We start from the raw sequence: 20,611 nt of genomic DNA, 5'->3' as shown, positions 1-20,611 counted from the left end.
CCTTAGCCAATCGCCTTAAGCCCCATACTAGAGGCGATGATCACACACACGCACACAAACTTCAAAAGCGAGCGATCTTCTTTATAAAACACCACCCCGACAATCACGCCCCCAGCCGCGCCTATACCTGTCCATATCGCATACGCCACGCCCATAGAGATCTCTTGCATAGCTATGGATAAGCAAGTAAAGCTAAGCCCAAAGCAGCCGATGATCGCTAGGAGATAGAGTCTCTTCCCATCGACAAAGCGTTTCATCACAATCACGCCAAAAATCTCCATAACCCCAGCGGCAAGCAACATCGCCCAATGTATCATCAAGCACCTTTATGGTTTGTGGCAAATTTCAGCCCGATCACACCACACATCAACACCACAATGAGCGTGATTTTTAGCCAAGAAGCTGGCGCGCCAAAGACTACAATCTCTGCTAGCACGATCCCTGCCGCACCAATCCCTACAAACACGCTATATGCCACGCTAATTTCTATGACCCTAATTGCTAGCAGCATACAGACAAAGGAAATGCAAATGCCTAACCCTGTCAAAGCCTGCAGCCCTAGAGTGTCGGCATACTTCAGCCCGCTTACCCAAAATATCTCACAAATACCGCCGATGATGATAAAAAACCAGCCAAGATTTTTGCTCATATACACCCTTATCCCCTAGCATTAAGGCGTGATTGTAGCACAAAAGAGCTTGCAAGCTCTCTTCAAAACACCACATATAAGCGTGTTTTTAGGTGGCTTTCAAGGTTAAGATACTCTTGTAAGTCAATATCATCAAAAGCGTTTAGATAGACTATTTCATCGTGTGTTTTGTTTTTGATGTAGTCAAGCACTTCTTTATCCATTTGGACGATATAAAGGCTATTTTCACATTGATAGAGCTTATCTTTTATAATGGATTCTAGCTTTTTATGGAGCATTTTGCTATCTTGCAAAGCTAGGTTTAGGGCTTTATCTTGTGGGCTTAGGTCTGCGTGGGTGATTAGCCCTAGATTATCATTTTCTTCGCTTACAAGCTCTGGCTTTTGCACCATAGTAAAAAGGCGGAAGTCTAGGTCTAGCTCTTTTGCGCTTAGTAAATCTTGCTTAGCAGCCTTGGCGATTTTAGCGGCTGCTCTTTTGACGCGCTCTATGGTTATATCGCTTATCACAGGATTTTGGCTTTTAAGAGTATTTTTACAAAAATCATAAGCGACTTTATTTTTAGCCTCATTAATTGGCTCATCAAGCTGCACTAGGATAAATCTGCGATTGCCGCCATCTTCGGCATTTAGCTCCATTACGGCTTGGGCGGTGGTGCCACTGCCGGCGAAAAAATCAAGCACTATATCTCCCCCCCCCCCCCCCCCGTGTTTGTAGAGATTTTAAGTAAGTGTTTTACTAAATTTACAGGCTTAGGAGTATCAAATAGTTCTTTATTTCCCAGCAATAATTCTATTTCTGTTTTTGCGGAAGTTAAAGAACCAAAACCGCTTAAAATACTAGCCTGTATTTTAGATAAAACACTATAATCACTTTTATAAATTTTCAATCTAGGGACATTGCCATCCTTAAAATATAAATCAACTTCACCATTTATAAACTCACTATAACTAAACTTCCAATTTCTTATACACTCATCACCATTTGGAAGCTGTATTGAAAATTTATTGTCATCTTTATTTTGATTTGCGGCTGCCGCATTACTACTAAACCATTCTCCTTTAGGATCATTATCTGGATTTTCAAATTTCATAGTATTTTCTAATTTTGAAAACACTAAACTATCTTTATTTTTTGCATAAACCAAAATATATTCGTGTTCTTTTCTAATATGTTTCGATTGTTTTAAAACACTACTAACGGAATTCCACACAATATCACTTACAAAATTCTCCTCCCCAAAAATTTCATCGCAGAGAATTTTTAAATTTGCTTGTTCATTATCATCTATGCTTATGAAAATCACGCCATCATCTTTGAGTAAATCTCTAGCAAGTTTTAGTCGTGGTAGCATAAAGCTTAGCCAGCCGCTATGGGCTTTATCTCCGCTAGGATTGGTTAGGAAGTGTAGCACTTCACTTTTTTCTAGCACTTTGCCATTGCTATCAAGCTTTAGTAAATCTAGCTCGACTAAGAGCTTTTGATACTCTTTGACAAAGTTATCATCATAGATAAATTTCTCATTTTTTGTATTGTAGGGAGGGTCGATGTAGATCATCTTTATCTTGCCATCATAGGCAGATTTTAGGAGCTTTAGGGCGTGGAGATTATCGCCTTTGATGATGATGTTTTGTGAGTGTTTGGGGTCTAGCTCTTTTAGCTCTTTTGTGGTGGGGGTGGAGTATAGGGCGTTTGCTAGAGGTTTGCCGATGAAGCTTAGCCCATAGCCTTGCATAGAGCTAGGGCTAAAGCCTAGTGCTTGGCTTAAGGCGTCTAGGTTTAGTCGCTCTTCGCTTATGGTTTGGGGGTGGTGCTTTGCAAGATAGTCTAAAAGAGGGTTATGCTCTTTGGTGCTATCTAGTATATTTGCTTGCTTGATGTCTTGTTTGGTTAGTCTTTTCTTAGTTGGCATTGTTTTCTCCTTGTGTTTGTCTTAGACACTCTAGTAGGGTCTGCTTGTTTATGCGTTTTTTGAAAATGATTTGGATATTGTCATTTTCTAGCTTTTGGCTTAGTTGGGTGAAAAATTTTTCAGCGTATTTGATCTTTTGCATTTCATTTTTTGAAATCTCGTTTTCATCATCATAGCCCTTACTCTCACAGACAAAAAAGATCTTCTTGCCATTACTATCTTCTAAAAAGTAGGCGAAATCTGGCTCATAGTGCTTATAAGGCGTGGGGATGATAAGCTTAGGCAGCTTGGCAAAGACTTTTATAGTCTTAGAATCCACTTTTTCATTATCTTCTGTGATGATGAAGCGTTCTATCTTAGAGTCATAAATGATCTCTTCATAGAGATAATTATCCGCTGGTTTGCCGCTTTCATAGTAACGCCCTAGCGTGTGGCGTGGGAGAGTCCCGCTAGAAAAGATACTTTGGCTCTCATTTTTAGCGGTAGAAAAATCATAGCTTATACATTGAAGTAAATTGTGATGAATTTGGTCTTTGATGATGTTTCTTAGTGCGGTGAAAGCCTTTTTAGGAGAGTTTTTAAACTTCTCTTTGTCGCATTTGGCATAAATTTGTAGCAAAAATCGTAGGGGAAGCTTGGCTTCTTTGCTAAAGTCTAGGAGTAGATTTTGCATATCTTTAGCAAAGCTTGCTTGGTAGTCTATATCGCCTAGTGTTATGGAGTCTTCTGTGATGATAATGTTTTGCTGGGCGTCGTAGCGTTTCCTCTCATAGGTGTAGCTTTCTTTTTCTATATTTGTTTTATTAAATTTTTTGACGGCTTGGTCTATGATGTCTTGCTCTTCAATGCCTTGGTAGGTGATCTTGGCTTTTTGGTTGATTTTCTCCCATAGCTCTTTGAAGTCTTTGGCTAAATTAGGGCGGATGGTAACTTGCTTTGGCTCTTTGTCGCCGCTTTCTACTTGATTGTGCTTGTTTGTGCTTGGGCTTTCTTTGGCTTTGAAAAATTCTAGCACTTTAGGAAAGCTCTCTCCTAAAAGCTCTTTGATTTTATCATCATCTTTGATACTCTCATAAATGGGAGCTTGTATAATGTAGGCTTTTTTCTCTTTGTCATAAGCGATTAGCTCTAGGTCTTTTCGCAAAATATACATAAAATCATCGATTAAATCTTGCTCACCATTTAAAAGGTCGCTTAACTCTTCTTTACTTAAGATTTTATCACTAAGGATATAGCTAGAATCTTCTATTTCTTTTTGCAAATTGCCTATGTAGTTTGACTCCTTTGCACTTACGATAATATCAAGGTAATTAAGCCTATAAAAGCTATCATCATCAAAGTCCATAAATCTATGGGTGATCCTTTTGCCCTTGTCATTGACACATAAGCGAAGTCCCCTGCCTACTTGCTGATGTATGCTTATATCGCTACTTGAGCTTGCAAGCTTGATAAGAGTAAAAATATTTGGATTATCCCAGCCCTCTTGCAAAGCCCATACGCTAAAGATAAAACGCAAGGGCGTGTTAAGGGATAAAAGCTTTTCTTTCTCTTCTAAAATCATCTTAACTCCTGCGGCTTCTTTGTCATCTTTACTGCCTTTATCACCGCTAAAATAGCCTTGATGCACTTGCAAATTTCCGCTTTCATCAAAGTCTTGCGCTAGATATGCTCTATAATTTTCATCTAAATCCTGTTTTAAAAGCTCCTCTCTTTTTGCCTTATAAAGCTTCTCAAAAGTGCTTTTGATAAAGGGCTTTTCGCCTCTAAAATCCGCGATATTTGGGATAAAAAATAAGCTTAAAGCCTTAATGCCCTTGGCAAAAAGCCTTTGCTCTTTTTCAAAATGCAAATCAATAGCCTTGCCTAAAAGAGCGGTAAGCTCATCTTCATCTAAATGATAGCTTTCGCCCTTTTTGTCTAGGATTGACTGATCGCTAAAGTAGGCTTTGTCTTTTTCTACTTTGAGTAAGATCGCACCATTGAGCTGACTAAAGCTTTCGTTAAGCCTTAGCTCTTGCTCTTTTTCTATGCCGCTTTGTGTGTAGGAGAAAATGGCTTTTTTGTCTCTAGCGTGGTAGGACTTTAGGAAAATTTGCGTGGAGCTTGAGCCTATAGTATGGACTTTGACTTGCTTGACAAGATATGCTCTAAATGCAGAGATAGAATCAAGGCAGTAGATCATATTGCTAAGTGCAAATTCTTTGTCATTTGGCTTTTTGCCCTCTTTGGGGAAGGTCGCACCAAAGCGGAAATATAGAGAATTAAGCTTAGAAAAATAGCGATGAAACGCTTCGCCCTTTAGCAAATGTGGCTCATCAATGATAGAAATGGGCTTTAGGGCGGCTATGTTTTCAAAAATGCTTTTTGTATTGAAAAGATTTTCATTGTTTTTGTTAAGCAAATTATCTTTCTTATCAATGGCGCTATTAGTTAGGATAAGCACACTTAGCTCATCTTCATTTTTGATATAGTGATTGATGATTTGCGATTGCGACTTGCTATCTGTGTAGATATAGGGCTTTAAATGCTTTTTATACTCGCTATAAAAGTAGTCTTTTGTAAGCTTGATATTTTGCTTCACAGATTCTAAAATCGCCTTTCTTGGCACGAAAATGATGAATTTATTTTGCTTAAAATGCTTGTTAAGCTCAAAGATGAGATTAAGATAGGTGAAAGTTTTGCCCGTGCCTGTTTCCATTAAAATATCTAAGCGTAGTTTATCACTGATATTGTGTATCGGCATAGGTGTGTGTTTGTAAAAGTCTTGCAAACATTCCTTTAAATTATCTTGCTTTGTAAAGTCAAAATTTGACAGAATCTCTTTTATGTTGTCAATGCAGTTTTGCTGGTAATCTTGCTTTTCAAAAATCATTGTTGCTCCGTTTAAATAGTGGAATTAATATCGCACAAATAGCTCACAAATCTGTGCAGCAATATGCCCTTCAAAATCCTTTGACACACTAGAATCTTTATTGTAATAATACAAAGCTACTTCTATATCTAATCCTTGAAAATCTAGCTTTTTATTACAAAATAATTCTTTAAAGCCCCACAATTTATCTCTTGCATTTGCTTCAAAGCTTAAGCCCTTAGGATCTACAAAGATGATTTTATAATTCCCGCTTTCTTTATGCTTTAACCAAAAGATAAAGTCGGGGTAAAATTTTCTCTGCTCTTGGCTTTGTGTATCAAAATAGGGGATAAATATAGAATCTAGCTTTTCTACAATCTTGCTAAAGCACCACTCATAATCTTTAAATGCGTTCTTAGAATCTTGTAAATATTTTTGTAAATCTTCTAAAAATTCTATCTCACTTCTCTCACTAATAGCATAGTTGATATGGATTGCAGAATCTTTATATGATTCTAAAACCATAGGGCTGTAATAGTGCTTTGCTAGCTCTGCTGTGATAACATAGCTATATTTTTCTACTCTTTGTGTTGGTTTAGCTTGGATTTGCTCTGTGTATTCATCCAGTGTGATTTTGCCTTTTTCAAACTCTTTTTTAAGCGTATCTATGCTTTTAGTTTGTTTGCTCTGTGCTAGTTCTTTCACTGCCTTATTCATCTCTTTTATAATCATCTCACTAAGCCCATCGCCACTTAGCATAAATCCATCAAAATGCGTGATACTATTCTCACAAGGCACAAACTTTTCTAACTCCTGCAAAGGTGCGTGGAAAAATCTATCCATACGACGCAGGGCATTTTGTGCTTTAATCTTTGGCATATTGCCCTTTATCTCTAAGCTTACACTTGCTTCATCGCTCATTTTTTGCTGTATCTTTTGCAAAGTGCTAAAGCCTAAATCCGCTCGGTTAATCCCACTTGATACAAGCAAAATATCTTCATCATAAGATTCTATATATTTGCTTAATCTCTCAAAGTCATAATGTGAAATCACAAAGGTTTCGCTTCTTTTATGAGAGTCTTTGTAGCTTGGCACAAGCAGGGGTTCTAGCGTTTTGTTCCTCTTAAAGCCAGTAAGCCTACTTTGGAATCTAAAGCCCTCAAGCCCTTCTAAAATCCCTTGAATCGCTTCATTTTCTGTCGCCATAATAAATACACTCTCAATACCTAAACTCCCATCACCTAAAGAATCTTTTTTGTTATACTCTAGCTTATCACTTGCTTTTAGTCGTTTGCGGACATCTTTAAAAGGCTCAATTCTTACCCCTCGCCCTATGGTTTGTAGGACATATTTTTTTGCCTTTTTGCTACCGATATTGATAAAGTTGATGAAATTCACACGATTGCTATCCCACCCCTCGCTAAATACCTTGCTTCCCATCATAATTTGTATAGGCGATTCTATATTATTTAGCCCCTCAAAATACCCTTTTTCTATATCCTCCCCACTCTCAATGCCTAGCGCATTAAGATAGCTTTTCTCCCACTCTTTAACGCTACCGATATTTAAAAGCAAAAAGGGCTTTGTCGCATTTTTACTTTTAAAGGCAAGCTCTTTATTATTCCCCTTAATCTTACAGCACTCTAGGCTTGAAGTCTCTTTAGCATAAAAGATTTGCTCTCTTAAGTCTTTAGAATCTATTTTTGCAAGTCGCTCTAAAAAGTCTTTATTCATCTCTTTTTCAGCAAAATATATGCGGCTAGATTCTAGTTTTTTTGCTAAGTTTTTTGCAATCTCACTTATATCTTTAGAATCTTTTAAGATTCCCATAATCGCTTCAAAATACAGCTTAATCCCCGCATCTTTAGTATTGACTTTATCCGCCACAGCGATGATTAAAGGATTGTGATAATGCAGGTTTTCAAACCTTGCTTTTAAGCTTTTTAATTCCTGCTTTATCCCCACAAAAAGGATAAAACTTTCCATTATCCGCTCTAGTTTTTCATCACTAGAATCCACTTTAGAATCTTTAAAGGCTTTGAGATTGCTATCTAGCACCACGATATTTTTCCCATAGCCATCATTATTAAACTTCTCTAAATTGTAGTTAAAAGCACAAGTAAATAGCTCTATATCATTATCAAAAGTCGCAGAAAAGTTAAAGATAAATCCGTGCGGATATTCCTGCCTTTCTCGCCCTTTTGCTAATTCTCTAACATAGCTTTTTCTTATAGAATCTTTGCTATCGCCCTTATGTGCTTCATCAAGCAAGATATACCAGCCTTTTTCACGCATTAAATCATCATAATTTAGCCTTTTTGCTTTAGAATCTTTACCGACATTGTCTTTTATATCTAGCAAATCACTTCTACCAAGAAACACGACATTTTCAAAGCCTAGCAAACTTTGATTATCATATTCTTTTATCTCTTTGCAAGTGATTTGTATCGGCTGATACGCATTAAAGCTTTGTATATGCGTTTTAAACTGATCTAAAATCTTATCATTAGGCACAAGTAGCATTATGGGCTTAGATTCTATCTCGCCGCTTTTCATAAGTCTTTGCATAAGGCTTATAAGCTTTATCATCACAATACTTTTGCCACTGCCTGTTGCCATCCAAAAGCTTGCCATATTGCAAAACTCTTTTATATCTAAGCCTTTTTTAGAATCTAGTTTTATAGCATTGTATTTAAAAGCCTGTTTGTATTCATAGCATAGCTCTTTTGTATTATCCCTGTATAGCTTTAAGCTACATAATGCCTTTTGCAATGCTGCTACTTGATACTCTTGCAGACTAATACTGCCATTAAAGCTTATTAAATCAAGGCTTTGAAAAAGATCGTTGAAAGATTGAATCTTTTTGTCTGTAATGTCTTTTAAAATCAGTGATTGCTTTTTAGTCATTTTCCTGCTCTCATGTTAAGTGTTTTATAGGTAGATTCTAATATCCCTTCATCTTCCTTTTCTGCCTTGAGCAATGCTTCCTTTTTGCGTTGTGTAGCAAATAGCTCATATTGTTTATAAGCGATTTGCTCCATTTGTGCGTTAGAGATACTGCCATTATCTTTTAAAATTTGCATTCCTTGAAAGGTGAGCAAAGAATCCACATTTTGTCTCCAAAAGTCCATAGTCAAAGTTTGCTTATCTTTCACTCTAAGTTCTGCGGATTCTAAAAACACATTGACTAAACGATTTAAGCTATCTAGCTCCTCTTTTTTTAGATAATTTTTCGCCACAATCACATCACCTTTACGCACAACGCTACCTTTCCAACTTGTAAGCCCCATATTCAGCTTTTTTGCATTTGCTCTCTCACAAATCAGCTCTGCGGCAGTTTTATGTGTGATAGCGTATAAAAGCTTGTTTTGCGTCTGTGCGAAAAACATCTGTGTCGCCTTATCGCTAGAATCATAATCTACACTCAAAGCAAAAAGTTCTCGCACTTTTTGATAAAACCTTTTTTCACTTGCCCTTATATCTCTAATCTGTTCTAACAGCTCATCAAAATAATCACTTCTGCCATTTGGATTTTTAAGTCTATCGCTATCTATTAAAAAGCCCTTTTGCAAATAGGTTTTTAAATGCTCATTTGCCCAGATTCTAAACTGCACCCCCCTTTTACTACGGACACGAAAGCCCACGGCTAAAATCATCTCTAAGGAATAAAATTTCACTTTGTATGATTTGCCATCACTAGCAGTTGTCAAGTATTCCTTGACAACTGAATTCTCTTGCAATTCCCCTTCCTGCAAGATATTTCTTATATGCAAACTTATATTTTGTTTTGAGGTGTCAAAAAGTTTTGCCATAGAATCCTGGGCTAAAAATACATTCTCCCCAAGCTCATAAAGCTCGACTTTTATTTTTTTATCTTGTGTGGTGTAAAGGAGGATGTTATTTTGCATTCATTACCTTTATCTTTTGGTCTTTTATCGCTACACTATTACAATCCTCTAAAAGTTGCTGATGTATCGTTTCTATTGATTGAATACCTTCAGTCGCATTTGGGTTATTACTTACAGAAAGTTCTTTGATGGTCTCAATTATTTTTTCTCCGATTCTTTCTTTACATTGTTGTTGCATTATCTCTTTGTAAAATTTTTCTTGTTCTTTAAGTTTTGATTCTGAAATCTTATCAATACAAGAATTTACTAACATTAAAATAATTGCATATCCTATAATTTTTAAGGCACAATCAAATCCTGTTACTTTTTCAATAATATTCCGTGATGTATTGTTTTCTGCCATTTCCTATTCCCACCACAAAAGATTTTTAAGTTTTGGGTATGTGTGCAAGTCGATTTGCTCTAATGATACAATATCGCCATTATCAAACTCACAAGATTCTATACCTTTAGAATCTAAAAATAATCGCTTGATTTTTAGCCCTTGCAAGTTTGCTAAAGTGTGGAATAAATCAAATTCCTTTCTATATCCACTCATATCTAGCGTGATTGTTTCGCCCTTATTCAGCTTTTTAATGAGTTTGCGGGATTTTCTGTAATCAATGATTTTTTGTGCTTTTTGATAATCTTTAGCAGGGTAAATCGCTTCAGCGTTATTGCCTATTTCTTTACCTGTCTTATTCTCACATTGACAATCTGTAAGCACATATTCACATTCTTTTAATGCTTCTTCATAGGATTCTAACTCGTAGTATCTAAATGCTCCGCCACCTTGATAGTCGCACTCTTTGCTAATCCCACTTTGGAATCCCGCGATAACTTTTTTAAGGCGTGGGATAATGACTTTATAAAAATGCTCTCCCATTTCAATGCCAAGCCATTTACGCCCTAGCTTTTGTGCGGTAGCTACACTTGTCCCACTTCCTGCAAAAAAATCTAAAATTATAGAATCTTCATTACTAGCTATTTCACAAATTCTTTTTAATAGCCTTTCGGGTTTTGGGGTATCAAAAATCTTGTCATCAAATAGGGCTAAAATTTCTTTTGCGGCGTCTTGATTGTGTCCTACTTCTTTATGTTTCCAAATCGTAAGCGGTGTAATGCCATCTTTCACTTCACTTAAAAATCTTTTAATTCTAGGCACAGAATCTCCACCATTAAAATAAATTCTATTATCCTTTAAATATTCCTCAAATGTTTCTTTTGAAAGTCTCCAAGAATAACCTTTTGGCGGTAAAATTTTTCTACCACTAGGCAGAGTAATTTCATAAATATTCGCTTCTACTGCAGGTCCTACACTCATATCACCACTTGTCCAAATACCTCTTGGGTCGTTATCGGGGTTTTTGTATCTTGCGTTTGCTTCCTCTGTTCGTGGTAATGGGTTTAACAATGTTTTATCAATATTTTTTGAATAGACGCTAATAAAATCGTGGTTGGGAGAAAAATCCTTCCTTAAATTAACAGCAGAAAAAACTTTTTCCCATATTATATTTGCCATAAAATTCCCTTCCCCAAATATCTCATCGCATAAAATTTTAAGTCTTGCTTGTTCGTTATCATCTATGCTTATAAAAATGCTTCCGCTATCCTTTAAAAATTCCCTTGCTAATTCTAAGCGATTAGCTATCATTGAAAGCCACGATGAGTGATTAAATTTATCACTATAAATAAAGCCGTCATTGCCTGTATTGTAAGGCGGATCAATATAGATTAAATCCACTTTGTTTTGATATTTTGGCATTAGGGAATTTAAGGCTTGAAAATTATCTGCCTTTATTAGCTCACCATTAAGAATGGATTCTATATCATCAAACACGCTTAGAATCTTATATTTTATCTCTTTGCTAAAATGCTTTGTGTCAAGGGGTAGGAATTTATATTTGTCATCACTCAATATCTTTTCGCTTATGTTTTGTGCTTGAAAACTCTCATCAATAAGCCCTAAATCTTGCCATTCTTTGATTTGCTTTTCAAAGCCTTTGTCTTTGCATATAGAATCTAAAAGTGCGGTATTTTGCGATTGAGTTTTATTAGAATCTTGGCATTCTAAGGATTGAGATGAGAAATCGGCGTTTTCAAGTGAGCCAACAAGAAGCTTACTAGTCGTAAGTGCCGCAGTTGGCGAACGCAGAATCGCCGATTTATCGCTCAATACTGAATGCCTTAAAATTAAATCAAGACTAAAGACATAATTTACCGCTTTGACAAATTTAGGCTTTAACCATATCGCCTTTAGCTCATCTTCAAAATCACCTATAAGCCCTATTATTTCTAAGGCGATATTGCGAATCCTTTGTAAATGTGAAATGGATTTTACACTCCATTCTTGAAACTCGCTGTCTTTATAGAGATAGTGATAAAACCACAAGTCAAACTGCTCTTGTAAAAACGCCCTTGCATTTTTGTGGATAAAAAAATCTACTTCATTTTGCTTTTTATAACTTGCAAAAAGCTTTTTTATGTGTGCTTCATCTAGGGGGAATTTATGTTTTTTTAGGGATTTTATAAAATCTTCGCTCAACTCATTGCTATTTTCTTTAAACACAGCATTAAGATCGGGGAATAAATCCTTTTGACTTAAAACCTTGATATAAATGGTGGGTATAGAATCTTGTGTATCTGTGCTTGTTTGCTCGATTTTATCAAGTTTGAAAATAAGCTTTCGCTTGGTATTATCAGCATTTTGCGTGTATTCACTTGTATCAAAGTAGATTTGGGCTAGCTCGTTTTCATCGCTTAAAGTAAGGCTAGTATAAAGCGTATCACTTTTGACATAGTATAAGTCTTTTGTTTTATAAAAAAGGCTTGTATCTTTGGAATTAGTATAGACTTTTGCATAAATGTTTTTATACAGCGGCGTATCGTGGAAAAATGGCGTGCCTGTATCATTAAGATAGCTATCAAAGAAAGTGTAAAGCTTATTGTAAATATCGTGTGAATTAAAATCATCATTTGGGATAGCAGAATCTAAATAAGCTTTTATGTGAGAGAAATACCGCTCTTTTATGCTTAAAAGATTGCTAAAGCCGCTTTGTGCGTTGCTTGTGCTGCTTTGTGTATTTTGTGCTGTATTAGCCCTTTCATAGGCTTTTATCTTTGCACCGAGATAACACTCCTCTAATTTGCTATAAAATGCCTTTTTGTAGTCCATTGTTTGCCTTTGTGTTTTTATGTGCTTTTGCTAGTCATAAAGCTTAGTAAAACTTCCCCATATCTTGCTTAAGCGATTTATTTTGTATTGCAAATCTCTATTTTCTCCCATCTTCTAGCACTTTTAAATTGCCATTAGATTCTATCTCGCAGACGATGTATGGGAGTCCTTGTTTGTTGAGTTCGTGCATAAAGGGGTCGGGGTCGTTTTGCTCCATATTCCACACACCACTACCACTACTAGAATCTATGCCTTGATGCTCCCCGCCCTTTGGCATATCACCATTATCTGCGTTGTTTGGTGTTTTTGGCTGGTTTAGCCCCCATTTATCTTCACATATCAGCTTTGCTCCAATCATCGCTGGCACACCTGTGGTATAGCTCACACCTTGCGCATTGACTTCCTTGTAGCAAGCCGTATGATCGCAAATATTATAGATATAAATCGTGCGTTCTTTCCCATCTTTCACACCCTTCATATAGCAGCCAATGTGCGTTTGCCCCTTTGTGCGAGAAGCTAAACTTGCTGGGTCTGGCAAAAGTGTCTTTAGCACTTCAATAGGCACGATTTTGCCGCCCTTGTGTGCTACCTCATCAATGCGTAAAAAGCCGATGTTCTCTAGCACTTTCATATGCGTGAGATAGCTCTCGCCAAAGGTCATAAAAAAGCGGATTTTTCGCAAACCTTTGATATTGCGGATAAGCGATTCTAGCTCTTCGTGGTAGAGTAAATAGCTATTTTTCACGCCAACTTCTGGGTAGTCCCACTCTTTCATAAGAGCTAGGGGTGCAATATCTCGCCACTGCCCATTAAAGTAAGATTCTACTTTCAAATCCTGCGTATTAGAATCTAGCGTAAAATGCTTCTCTTCTCTCTCAAACTTGCGATAAATGGTGTCTTGCTTTAAATCAGGGTTTAAGTCTAAGTCAGCTTGTGAAACAAGGCTTTTAGATTCTGCATTAGAATCTTTAATATCTTTTGTCCAATATCTCGCTTTAGAGCTCACCTCTCTTAGATTGATTTCAGGGTTAAAATTAGTCGCAAACGCATAGCCGTGATCCCCCGCATTACAATCCAAAATATCAATGCTATAAATCTCATCAAAATAATGCTTCTGTGCGTAAGCACAAAATACATTTGTAACACCCGGATCAAACCCACTACCAAGCAACGCAAAAATCCCTGCTTGTTTATAGCGTGTATCATACGCCCACTGCTCTTTATACTCAAAGTGTGCTGAATCTGGATGCTCATAATTTGCCGTGTCTAAATAATGCGTTTTTGTGCGCAAACACGCTTCCATAATTGCTAAATCTTGATAAGGCAGTGCGACATTTACCACGAGTTTTGGGCGATATTTTTCAATCAAAGCTACCACAGACTCCACGCTATCTGCATCTACAGAGTCTATCTCAATCTCACCTAAGCCCTTTTGGCGGATAGAATCCGCTATTGCCCTGCATTTATCTAGCGTGCGAGAAGCTAAGATAATGCGTGAAAAGCTCTCCCTATTCATCGCCATTTTATGCGCTACCACGCCCCCAACTCCACCAGCCCCAATTTGTAAAACACAAGCCATAATCGCTCCTTTTAGATAATTTAGCCTTGCGGCTCTACGATATTTTGACGCACTTCCCACGCAAACTCGCTAAGCTCTTGCGTGATAGAGCCACTCACCTTAAGATCGCTTACAAAGACATAATTCCTGCCTGCTTCTTTGATGATGATATGCAGCTCTTGGCTGCCGTTATGCTTCTTCGCACACTGCGAGATACGCTCCAAATGCGCCACATCAGTCTGCCTATCTAGCACGATCCCTAGCGCGCAGCCAGAGCCTAGACTCTTTGGATCAATGTGGATAGGGATTATCTGGCTTGCATCTTCTTGGCTGTCATCATCTTTTTGGTATTTTAGGCGGATTTTTGCCTGCTTGGCATCTTCAAGCGATAGCACATCAAAGGCGCGAAACTCTTTCTTACTATCCCTAGAATCCACTTTTCCACTAAGCACGATAGGCTCATTTAGATCCATACCCTCAAGCTTAGCAATAGTGCTCTCAAATATCGTAATGTTGGCATTGCCAGAGAGATCAATCACGCTTAAAACCCCATAGATATTGCCCCTTTTAGACACGCGCTTTTCTAGATCGACAACCTTTACCGCAAGCATTACGCTAGAGCCATCTTCTAGCTGATCTAGCGCACCGATACGAGAGACACCCTTAAGTGCTGTAATTTGCTTGCGATATGTCTCTAGCGGATGCCCAGAGATATATAGCCCTAGGCATTCATACTCATAATCTAGTGTGGTTTTTTGATCAAACTCCTCTATATCGCTAAAGCTAAATCTAATGCCTGTAAGCTCATCTTGTGAGTCGGCAAAGAGTGAGTTATGTATCTCTCCTTCAAGCTTTTGTTTATTGCGCCCGATCTCGCAAATCTCATCGATATATTTAAGCATTGTTGCGCGTGTGTAGCCTAGATTATCAAGACTCCCAGATTTGATGAGTGGCTCCATAACACGCTTGGTGATCTTAGAAAAATCCACCCTAGAGATAAAGTCCTCCAAATCCTTAAACTCCCCTCCACTCTTCCTACACTCAATAATACTACTCATCGCATCTTCACCAGCACCCCGTATCGCCCCTAGCCCAAAGACGATCTTTTTCTCCCCATTTTGCTCTTCAACAACACTGAAAAACTGATCAGAGAGATTGACATGAGGCGGTAGTGTCTCCATACCGCGCCGCTTTGCCTCCTCTACATACTCTGCGACTTTATCGATTTTGTTTGACTCACTTGTGAGCAATGCTGCCATAAACTCGTGCTCATAGTAAGTCTTAAGATACGCTGTCTCAAAGGTGATCATCGCATAAGCAGCAGAGTGCGATTTGTTAAACCCATAGCCTGCGAACTGCACGATTAGCTCCCATAATTCAGCTGCCTTTTGTTTGTCAAATCCATTATTTTCCGCACCAAGGGTAAATTTCTGCTTATTATCTGCCATAATCTGCTCATCTTTTTTCCCCATAGCACGGCGGATAAGGTCAGCTTCCCCTAGTGAGAATCCAGCAATCACCTGCACAATTTGCATAATCTGCTCTTGATAGACGATTGTCCCATAAGTGTGTTTGAGGATTGGCTCAAGCTCTGGGAACATATAAGTGATAGGCTCTAAGCCGTGCTTGCGATTGATAAAGTCATCTACCATACCAGAATCCATAGGTCCGGGGCGACCAAGCGCGATGATGGCAATAATATCTTCAAAGTTTGTGGGCTTTAGTCTGCGATTAAGCCGCTGGAACATACCAGATTCCACTTGGAAGACCCCCATTGTGTCGCCACTTTGGAGGATTTCATAAACTTTTGGATCATTGACATCAACTTGCAAGAAGTCTATCTGCTTGCCATAGCGATCGGCGATGATTTTTAGCGCATCATCAATCACCGTCAGCGTCTTTAGCCCCAAGAAGTCAAACTTGATCAAATCCACTGCTTCAAGGTATTTCATAGAATACTGCGTGAGTATAATCCCATCAGTGCCAGCATATAGTGGCGTTTTATGCCATAGCTCTCTCTCACTATCTAGCACAAGAGCTGCTGCGTGCTTACCGGCATTGCGATTAAAGCCCTCTAGCTTTAGGGCAAACTCCCATACCTTCGCCGCTAGCGGATCGCTTGCTACAAGCTCTTGGATCTTTGGCTCTAGCTCCCACGCGCCTTCGATAAACTCGCCATTTTTCTCATAGCCTTTCAAGGTGATCCCTAGCTTTTCTGGGATAAGCTTGGCAAAGCTATCGGCATCTTTTATAGGCATATCTAGCACGCGTGCGACATCGCGTATCACGCCTTTTGCGAGCATTTTACCAAAGGTGATGACTTGGGCTACATTGTATTTGCCATATCGCTCAATCATATAGTTTAGAATCTCACCGCGCCTGCGCTGACAAAAGTCTGTATCAATATCAGGCATACTCACGCGCTCTGGGTTTAAGAATCGCTCAAAAAGCAAGTCATAGCGCAAAGGATCAATATCTGTAATCCCCAAACAAAACGCCACAAGACTCCCCGCCGCACTACCACGCCCCGGACCTACGGGTATGCCCATTTTCTTAGCTTGATTGATGAAATCCCACACAATGAGCATATAGCCGGGGAATTTCATCTTTGCGATAATCTCCATTTCATACTCAAGCCTCTCGCGATACTCTTGGTGCTTAGATTCTGGGATATTTTGCAGGCGTTTTTCTAGCCCTTGCTTGGATTTGTAGATGAAGTATTCTTCATCGTTTTCAAAGTCTAGCCCTTCAGCTTTGGCGTATTCTTGGGTAAATTTGAAAGTCGGTGGAGTTGGGGGGTTGCTTTTCTCATCTTTTAGATCAATGCTAAAATCCGCGCATTTTCGCGCGATCTCTTGGGTGTTTTCTAAGGCTTGTGGCACATCGGCAAAAAGCCTTGCCATCTCCTGCTCGCTTTTGACATAAAATTCTTTCACACTATGGCGCAAGCGACCTTTATCCTGCAGAGTGCGCCCCATACCGATACACATCGCCACCTCTTGGAACTCCGCATCATCGCGCGTAGGATAGTGGGCATCATTGGTAGCGATGATCTTGATCCCGCATTCTTTGCTTAAGCGCAATATATGAGAATCTATGGCTACTTGCTCGGGGATCCCGTGGCGCATAAGCTCTAGGTAAAAATCATCGCCAAAAATCTCTTTATACTCTAGGGCGACCTTTTTAGCCGCTTCATAGCCCCCTGCGCCGTATTTCAAGTTTCTCTCGCTTAAGTTTAAGTGGAAATTCACCTCCCCTGCAAGGCAGGCAGATGAGCAGATCAGCCCTTGACTATGCTCTCTTAGGAGCTTTTTTGTAATGCGTGGGTGATAGTAGAATCCGTGGATAAAAGCTTGGGAGCTAAGATACATTAGATTCTTATAGCCTTGCTCATTTTTGGCATACAGACATAAGTGGTAGCGGGATTTGGAGCTTTTATCCCCTAGCTCATCGGCATTGTGCAAATAGGCTTCAAGCCCTATGATTGGCAGTATGCCCTGCTTTTTCATCTTGGTATAAAAGTCAATCGCGCCAAACATATTGCCGTGATCAGTCATAGCGACACTTGTCATACCAAGGCTTTTTAAGCGTTTGGCAAGCACTTCTAGCTTATTAGCACCATCAAGCATAGAATATTCTGTATGAAGATGTAGATGTGTGTAGCCCATATTTTTACTCCTTCTTTGCTATTTATAAACTCTGCTGGATTCTAGCTAGTTTGGCATTAGGATTAGTTTAGATTTGCGCTATATCAAAAGTGGATTCTAGTAAATGCTCATCATTGCAGCTTAGATACCCATACGCAAATTAGTTATACTTGTGCTTTGACTATCGCACAAAGGCTCATTATGCAAAAGCTCATTATTGTTGATACATTTGGATTTTTCTTCCGTAGTTTTTACGCGCTCCCGCCCTTGCAAAACTCCCAAGGCTTCCCCACGGGGCTGCTTACCGGCTTTGCCAATCTCATTATGAAGCTTTATAAAAGTAATCCACACGACTATATTGTCTTTGCCCTAGAGGGTGGGGGGCGAAATATCCGCAAGGACATTTACAAAGACTACAAGGCAAATCGCCAAGAAACGCCCCAAGAGCTGCTTTTGCAGCTGCCTATTGCCATTGAGTGGATTGAGAAAATGCAGCTTATAAAAATTGCAAAAGAGGGCTATGAAGCAGATGATGTGATCGCCTCTTTAGCCCACATAGCAAAGGCAAAAGGCATACGCACGCATATCATCAGCCACGATAAAGATCTCTACCAGCTTATTGATGATGAAGTATCACTAATTGATCCGGTGCGGCAAGTAGAAATTAGACAAGAGCAGTGCCAGCAGAAATTTGGCGTGCCACCGCATTTGTTTATCGACTATCAAAGCCTAGTTGGCGATACAAGCGATAATGTCCCGGGCATTAAGGGCATAGGCGCAAAGAGTGCGTGCAAGCTACTAGAGCATTTTGGCTCACTTGATGCGATGTATGCTAGAGAAGATGAGCTAGAAGCAGTCATTGGCAAGCGACTAGCCCACACGATAAAAGAGCAGAAGTCTAGCGCGCTTCTTAGCAGAAAGCTTGTAAGCCTTGTCAAAGATCTGCCCTTAGATGTGGATTTCCAAGCTCTTGCTATGCCGGAGAAAAACCCGCTACTTTTAATCCTCGATGAGCTAACTCGCTATGAATTTACCAAAATAATCCAGCGACTCTCGGGCGAGCCGATGAATGTCAAACACGAAGCCGCTTCAAAGCCAAAAGCCCAGCCCACACAGCCCCTAGAATCCACTTCTGCACAATTCCACTACACCGCCCATACATTGTGGAGACTAGAAGAGATCCAAGCCCTGCTAGCCCCCCTGCCCAAAGACACCAAAATCGCCTATGATTGCGAAAGCACAGGGCTTGATACAAGAAAGGCAGAGCTTGTGGGCTTTAGCTTTTGCTTTGATGGAGAAAATGCCTACTATGTCCCTGTGGCACATACCTACTTAGGCGCACCAAGCCAGCTCTCTCTGGCAGATACAAAGGCGGCTTTAGAGCTACTTTTCTCCTACCCACTTATCGGGCATAATCTCAAATACGACTTGCAGATCGCCAAAAAGCTAGGCATAAGCCCAAAGCGCGAGATTTATGACTCTATGATTTTGGCGTGGCTCTATGATAGTGCAAGCAAGGTAGGCTTAGATGAGCAAATGCACAAGTGGTTTAATCACACGATGATTAGCTTTAGCGATGCGCTAGGCGGTAAGCAAGACTTCTCCCAAGTCTCCATAGAATCTGCCACAGAGTATGCCGCAGAAGATGCGGCTGCTAGCTTTAGGCTCTTTTATGCCATCACCCACGCCCTAGAATCCAAAAATCTAAGCCACCTAAACGCCCTAGCTCACGACTTAGAATTTCCCTTTATCCAAGTGCTTATGGAAATGGAGGGCTGTGGGATTAGCATTGACACGGAGTATTTTCAGGCACTTTTAGCCCGCTTTAGCAAGGAGCTTCTAGCCCTAGAGCAAGAGATTTTCACCCTTTGCAATGATGTCTTTAATCTCAACTCCCCCAAGCAGCTAGGATCTATGCTTTTTGACAAGCTTGGGCTAAAGGCTCAAAGGCAGATTAAAGGCGGGTATAGCACTGATGAAAAGACCTTGCAAGCCCTGCTAAATGCCCACCCTGTGATCCCTAAAATCCTAGAATATAGAGAGATAAGCAAGCTGAAAAACACCTATGTAGAGCCGCTTTTAAAGCATAATGATAATGGCAGGATCTATACTTCATTTTTGCAAAGTGGCACCGCCACAGGACGCCTAAGCTCTAAAAATCCCAATCTCCAAAATATCCCCGTGCGTAGCGAGCAAGGCAGGCTGATCCGCGCGGGATTTCGTGCTAAGAGTGATGACTACACGCTGCTTTCAATCGACTACTCGCAAATCGAGCTGCGATTGCTCGCGCATTTTTCACAGGACTCTGCGCTGATAGAGGCGTTTTGTAAAGGCTTAGATATACATTTGCAAACTGCTAGCATTTTGTTTTCCCCAGAGCAAGCGCAAGAGAAGCGGCATATTGCTAAGAGCATAAATTTCGGGCTTATCTATGGTATGGGCGCGCGGAAATTATCCCAAACGCTAGATATAAGCTTTAGCGAAGCAAAATCCTATATCCAAAGCTATTTTGACTTTTTCCCCTCAGTCAAAGCCTTTTTACAATCCAAAGAGCAAGAGATCTTGCACAATGGCTATGCACAGACGCTGCTAGGGCATAGGCGGTATTTTGACTTTAGCTATGCCACAGATTTTATGCGTGCGAATTATCTGCGCGAAGGAGTCAATACGATCTTCCAAGGCAGTGCGGCGGATCTTATCAAAATGGCTATGCTACAAATCCATAGCCATATACAAGGCTCAAATATCGCTATGCTTTTGCAAGTGCATGATGAGCTAATTTTCGAGCTACCCAAACAAAACGCCCTAGAATCCGCCAAAGAAATCGCGCATATTATGGATACTATCTATCCCTTAGCTATCCCGCTAGAATCCACTATTTCACTAGGTGATAGCTGGGCAGATCTCAAGTAGATCCTAGCCCTAGAATCCA

12 protein-coding genes are annotated in these 20,611 nt (G+C 39.5%); 1 reads left to right on the top strand and 11 read right to left on the bottom strand.

Annotation, left to right across the window (positions count from 1 at the left end):
* Positions 1-2: 2 nt before the first annotated feature.
* The 11 genes from NYG90_RS01620 to dnaE form a co-directional block, all read right to left on the bottom strand.
* Complete coding sequence (locus NYG90_RS01620; protein WP_434062721.1) at positions 3-314, bottom strand: DMT family transporter; 312 nt, start codon at positions 312-314, stop codon at positions 3-5.
* A gap of 2 nt (positions 315-316) precedes the next feature.
* On the bottom strand, positions 317-649 hold the full coding sequence (locus tag NYG90_RS01615) for a DMT family transporter (RefSeq protein ID WP_285256405.1): 333 nt from the start codon (positions 647-649) through the stop codon (positions 317-319).
* 62 nt (positions 650-711) lie between these two features.
* The gene (locus NYG90_RS10520) at positions 712-1,332 is read right to left on the bottom strand and encodes a site-specific DNA-methyltransferase (protein ID WP_350338535.1); all 621 of its coding nucleotides are present in this window, start codon (positions 1,330-1,332) and stop codon (positions 712-714) included.
* Positions 1,332-2,561 (bottom strand): site-specific DNA-methyltransferase, encoded by a 1,230-nt coding sequence (locus tag NYG90_RS01610; protein WP_350338534.1) that lies wholly within the window; start codon positions 2,559-2,561, stop codon positions 1,332-1,334. Before NYG90_RS01610 ends, NYG90_RS10520 begins: the two co-directional genes overlap by 1 nt.
* Positions 2,551-5,433 (bottom strand): restriction endonuclease, encoded by a 2,883-nt coding sequence (locus NYG90_RS01605; protein ID WP_285264598.1) that lies wholly within the window; start codon positions 5,431-5,433, stop codon positions 2,551-2,553. The genes NYG90_RS01610 and NYG90_RS01605 overlap by 11 nt, the downstream gene beginning before the upstream one ends.
* A gap of 24 nt (positions 5,434-5,457) precedes the next feature.
* Complete coding sequence (locus NYG90_RS01600) at positions 5,458-8,319, bottom strand: DEAD/DEAH box helicase family protein (protein WP_285264597.1); 2,862 nt, start codon at positions 8,317-8,319, stop codon at positions 5,458-5,460.
* Positions 8,316-9,320 carry a virulence RhuM family protein gene (locus NYG90_RS01595; RefSeq protein WP_285264596.1) on the bottom strand — a complete coding sequence of 335 codons (1,005 nt, stop codon included), beginning with the start codon at positions 9,318-9,320 and terminating at the stop codon, positions 8,316-8,318. The genes NYG90_RS01600 and NYG90_RS01595 overlap by 4 nt, the downstream gene beginning before the upstream one ends.
* Positions 9,310-9,663 (bottom strand): hypothetical protein, encoded by a 354-nt coding sequence (locus NYG90_RS01590; RefSeq protein WP_285264595.1) that lies wholly within the window; start codon positions 9,661-9,663, stop codon positions 9,310-9,312. The genes NYG90_RS01595 and NYG90_RS01590 overlap by 11 nt, the downstream gene beginning before the upstream one ends.
* A 3-nt stretch (positions 9,664-9,666) precedes the next feature.
* Positions 9,667-12,474 (bottom strand): site-specific DNA-methyltransferase, encoded by a 2,808-nt coding sequence (locus NYG90_RS01585; RefSeq protein ID WP_285264594.1) that lies wholly within the window; start codon positions 12,472-12,474, stop codon positions 9,667-9,669.
* 97 nt (positions 12,475-12,571) lie between these two features.
* Positions 12,572-14,053, bottom strand: a complete 1,482-nt coding sequence (locus tag NYG90_RS01580; RefSeq protein ID WP_285256398.1) for a saccharopine dehydrogenase family protein — start codon at positions 14,051-14,053, stop codon at positions 12,572-12,574.
* A gap of 20 nt (positions 14,054-14,073) precedes the next feature.
* Positions 14,074-17,700: a DNA polymerase III subunit alpha gene (gene dnaE, locus NYG90_RS01575; protein WP_285256397.1), complete on the bottom strand. Its 3,627-nt coding sequence runs from the start codon at positions 17,698-17,700 to the stop codon at positions 14,074-14,076.
* Between the two features lie 180 nt (positions 17,701-17,880).
* Here dnaE and polA point away from each other — a divergent pair, with 180 nt between their 5' ends.
* Entirely contained in the window at positions 17,881-20,592 is a 2,712-nt protein-coding gene (gene polA / locus NYG90_RS01570; protein ID WP_285256396.1) for a DNA polymerase I, read from the top strand.
* Positions 20,593-20,611 lie beyond the last annotated feature (19 nt).

Source organism: Helicobacter zhangjianzhongii (genome assembly GCF_030249855.1).
In the GTDB taxonomy this organism is placed as follows: domain Bacteria; phylum Campylobacterota; class Campylobacteria; order Campylobacterales; family Helicobacteraceae; genus Helicobacter_B; species Helicobacter_B zhangjianzhongii.
The sequence above is the reverse complement of the archived record's forward strand: the minus strand, read 5'-3'. Positions and strand labels throughout refer to the sequence as shown.

Bases quoted from the DNA above. Each gene is read 5' to 3' on its own strand.
- NYG90_RS01615 (WP_285256405.1), bottom strand. From the start codon at position 649: ATGAGCAAAAATCTTGGCTGGTTTTTTATCATCATCGGCGGTATTTGT.
- NYG90_RS01610 (WP_350338534.1), bottom strand. From the start codon at position 2,561: ATGCCAACTAAGAAAAGACTAACCAAACAAGACATCAAGCAAGCAAAT.
- NYG90_RS01605 (WP_285264598.1), bottom strand. From the start codon at position 5,433: ATGATTTTTGAAAAGCAAGATTACCAGCAAAACTGCATTGACAACATA.
- NYG90_RS01600 (WP_285264597.1), bottom strand. From the start codon at position 8,319: ATGACTAAAAAGCAATCACTGATTTTAAAAGACATTACAGACAAAAAG.
- NYG90_RS01595 (WP_285264596.1), bottom strand. From the start codon at position 9,320: ATGCAAAATAACATCCTCCTTTACACCACACAAGATAAAAAAATAAAA.
- NYG90_RS01590 (WP_285264595.1), bottom strand. From the start codon at position 9,663: ATGGCAGAAAACAATACATCACGGAATATTATTGAAAAAGTAACAGGA.
- NYG90_RS01585 (WP_285264594.1), bottom strand. From the start codon at position 12,474: ATGGACTACAAAAAGGCATTTTATAGCAAATTAGAGGAGTGTTATCTC.
- NYG90_RS01580 (WP_285256398.1), bottom strand. From the start codon at position 14,053: ATGGCTTGTGTTTTACAAATTGGGGCTGGTGGAGTTGGGGGCGTGGTA.
- dnaE (WP_285256397.1), bottom strand. From the start codon at position 17,700: ATGGGCTACACACATCTACATCTTCATACAGAATATTCTATGCTTGAT.
- polA (WP_285256396.1), top strand. From the start codon at position 17,881: ATGCAAAAGCTCATTATTGTTGATACATTTGGATTTTTCTTCCGTAGT.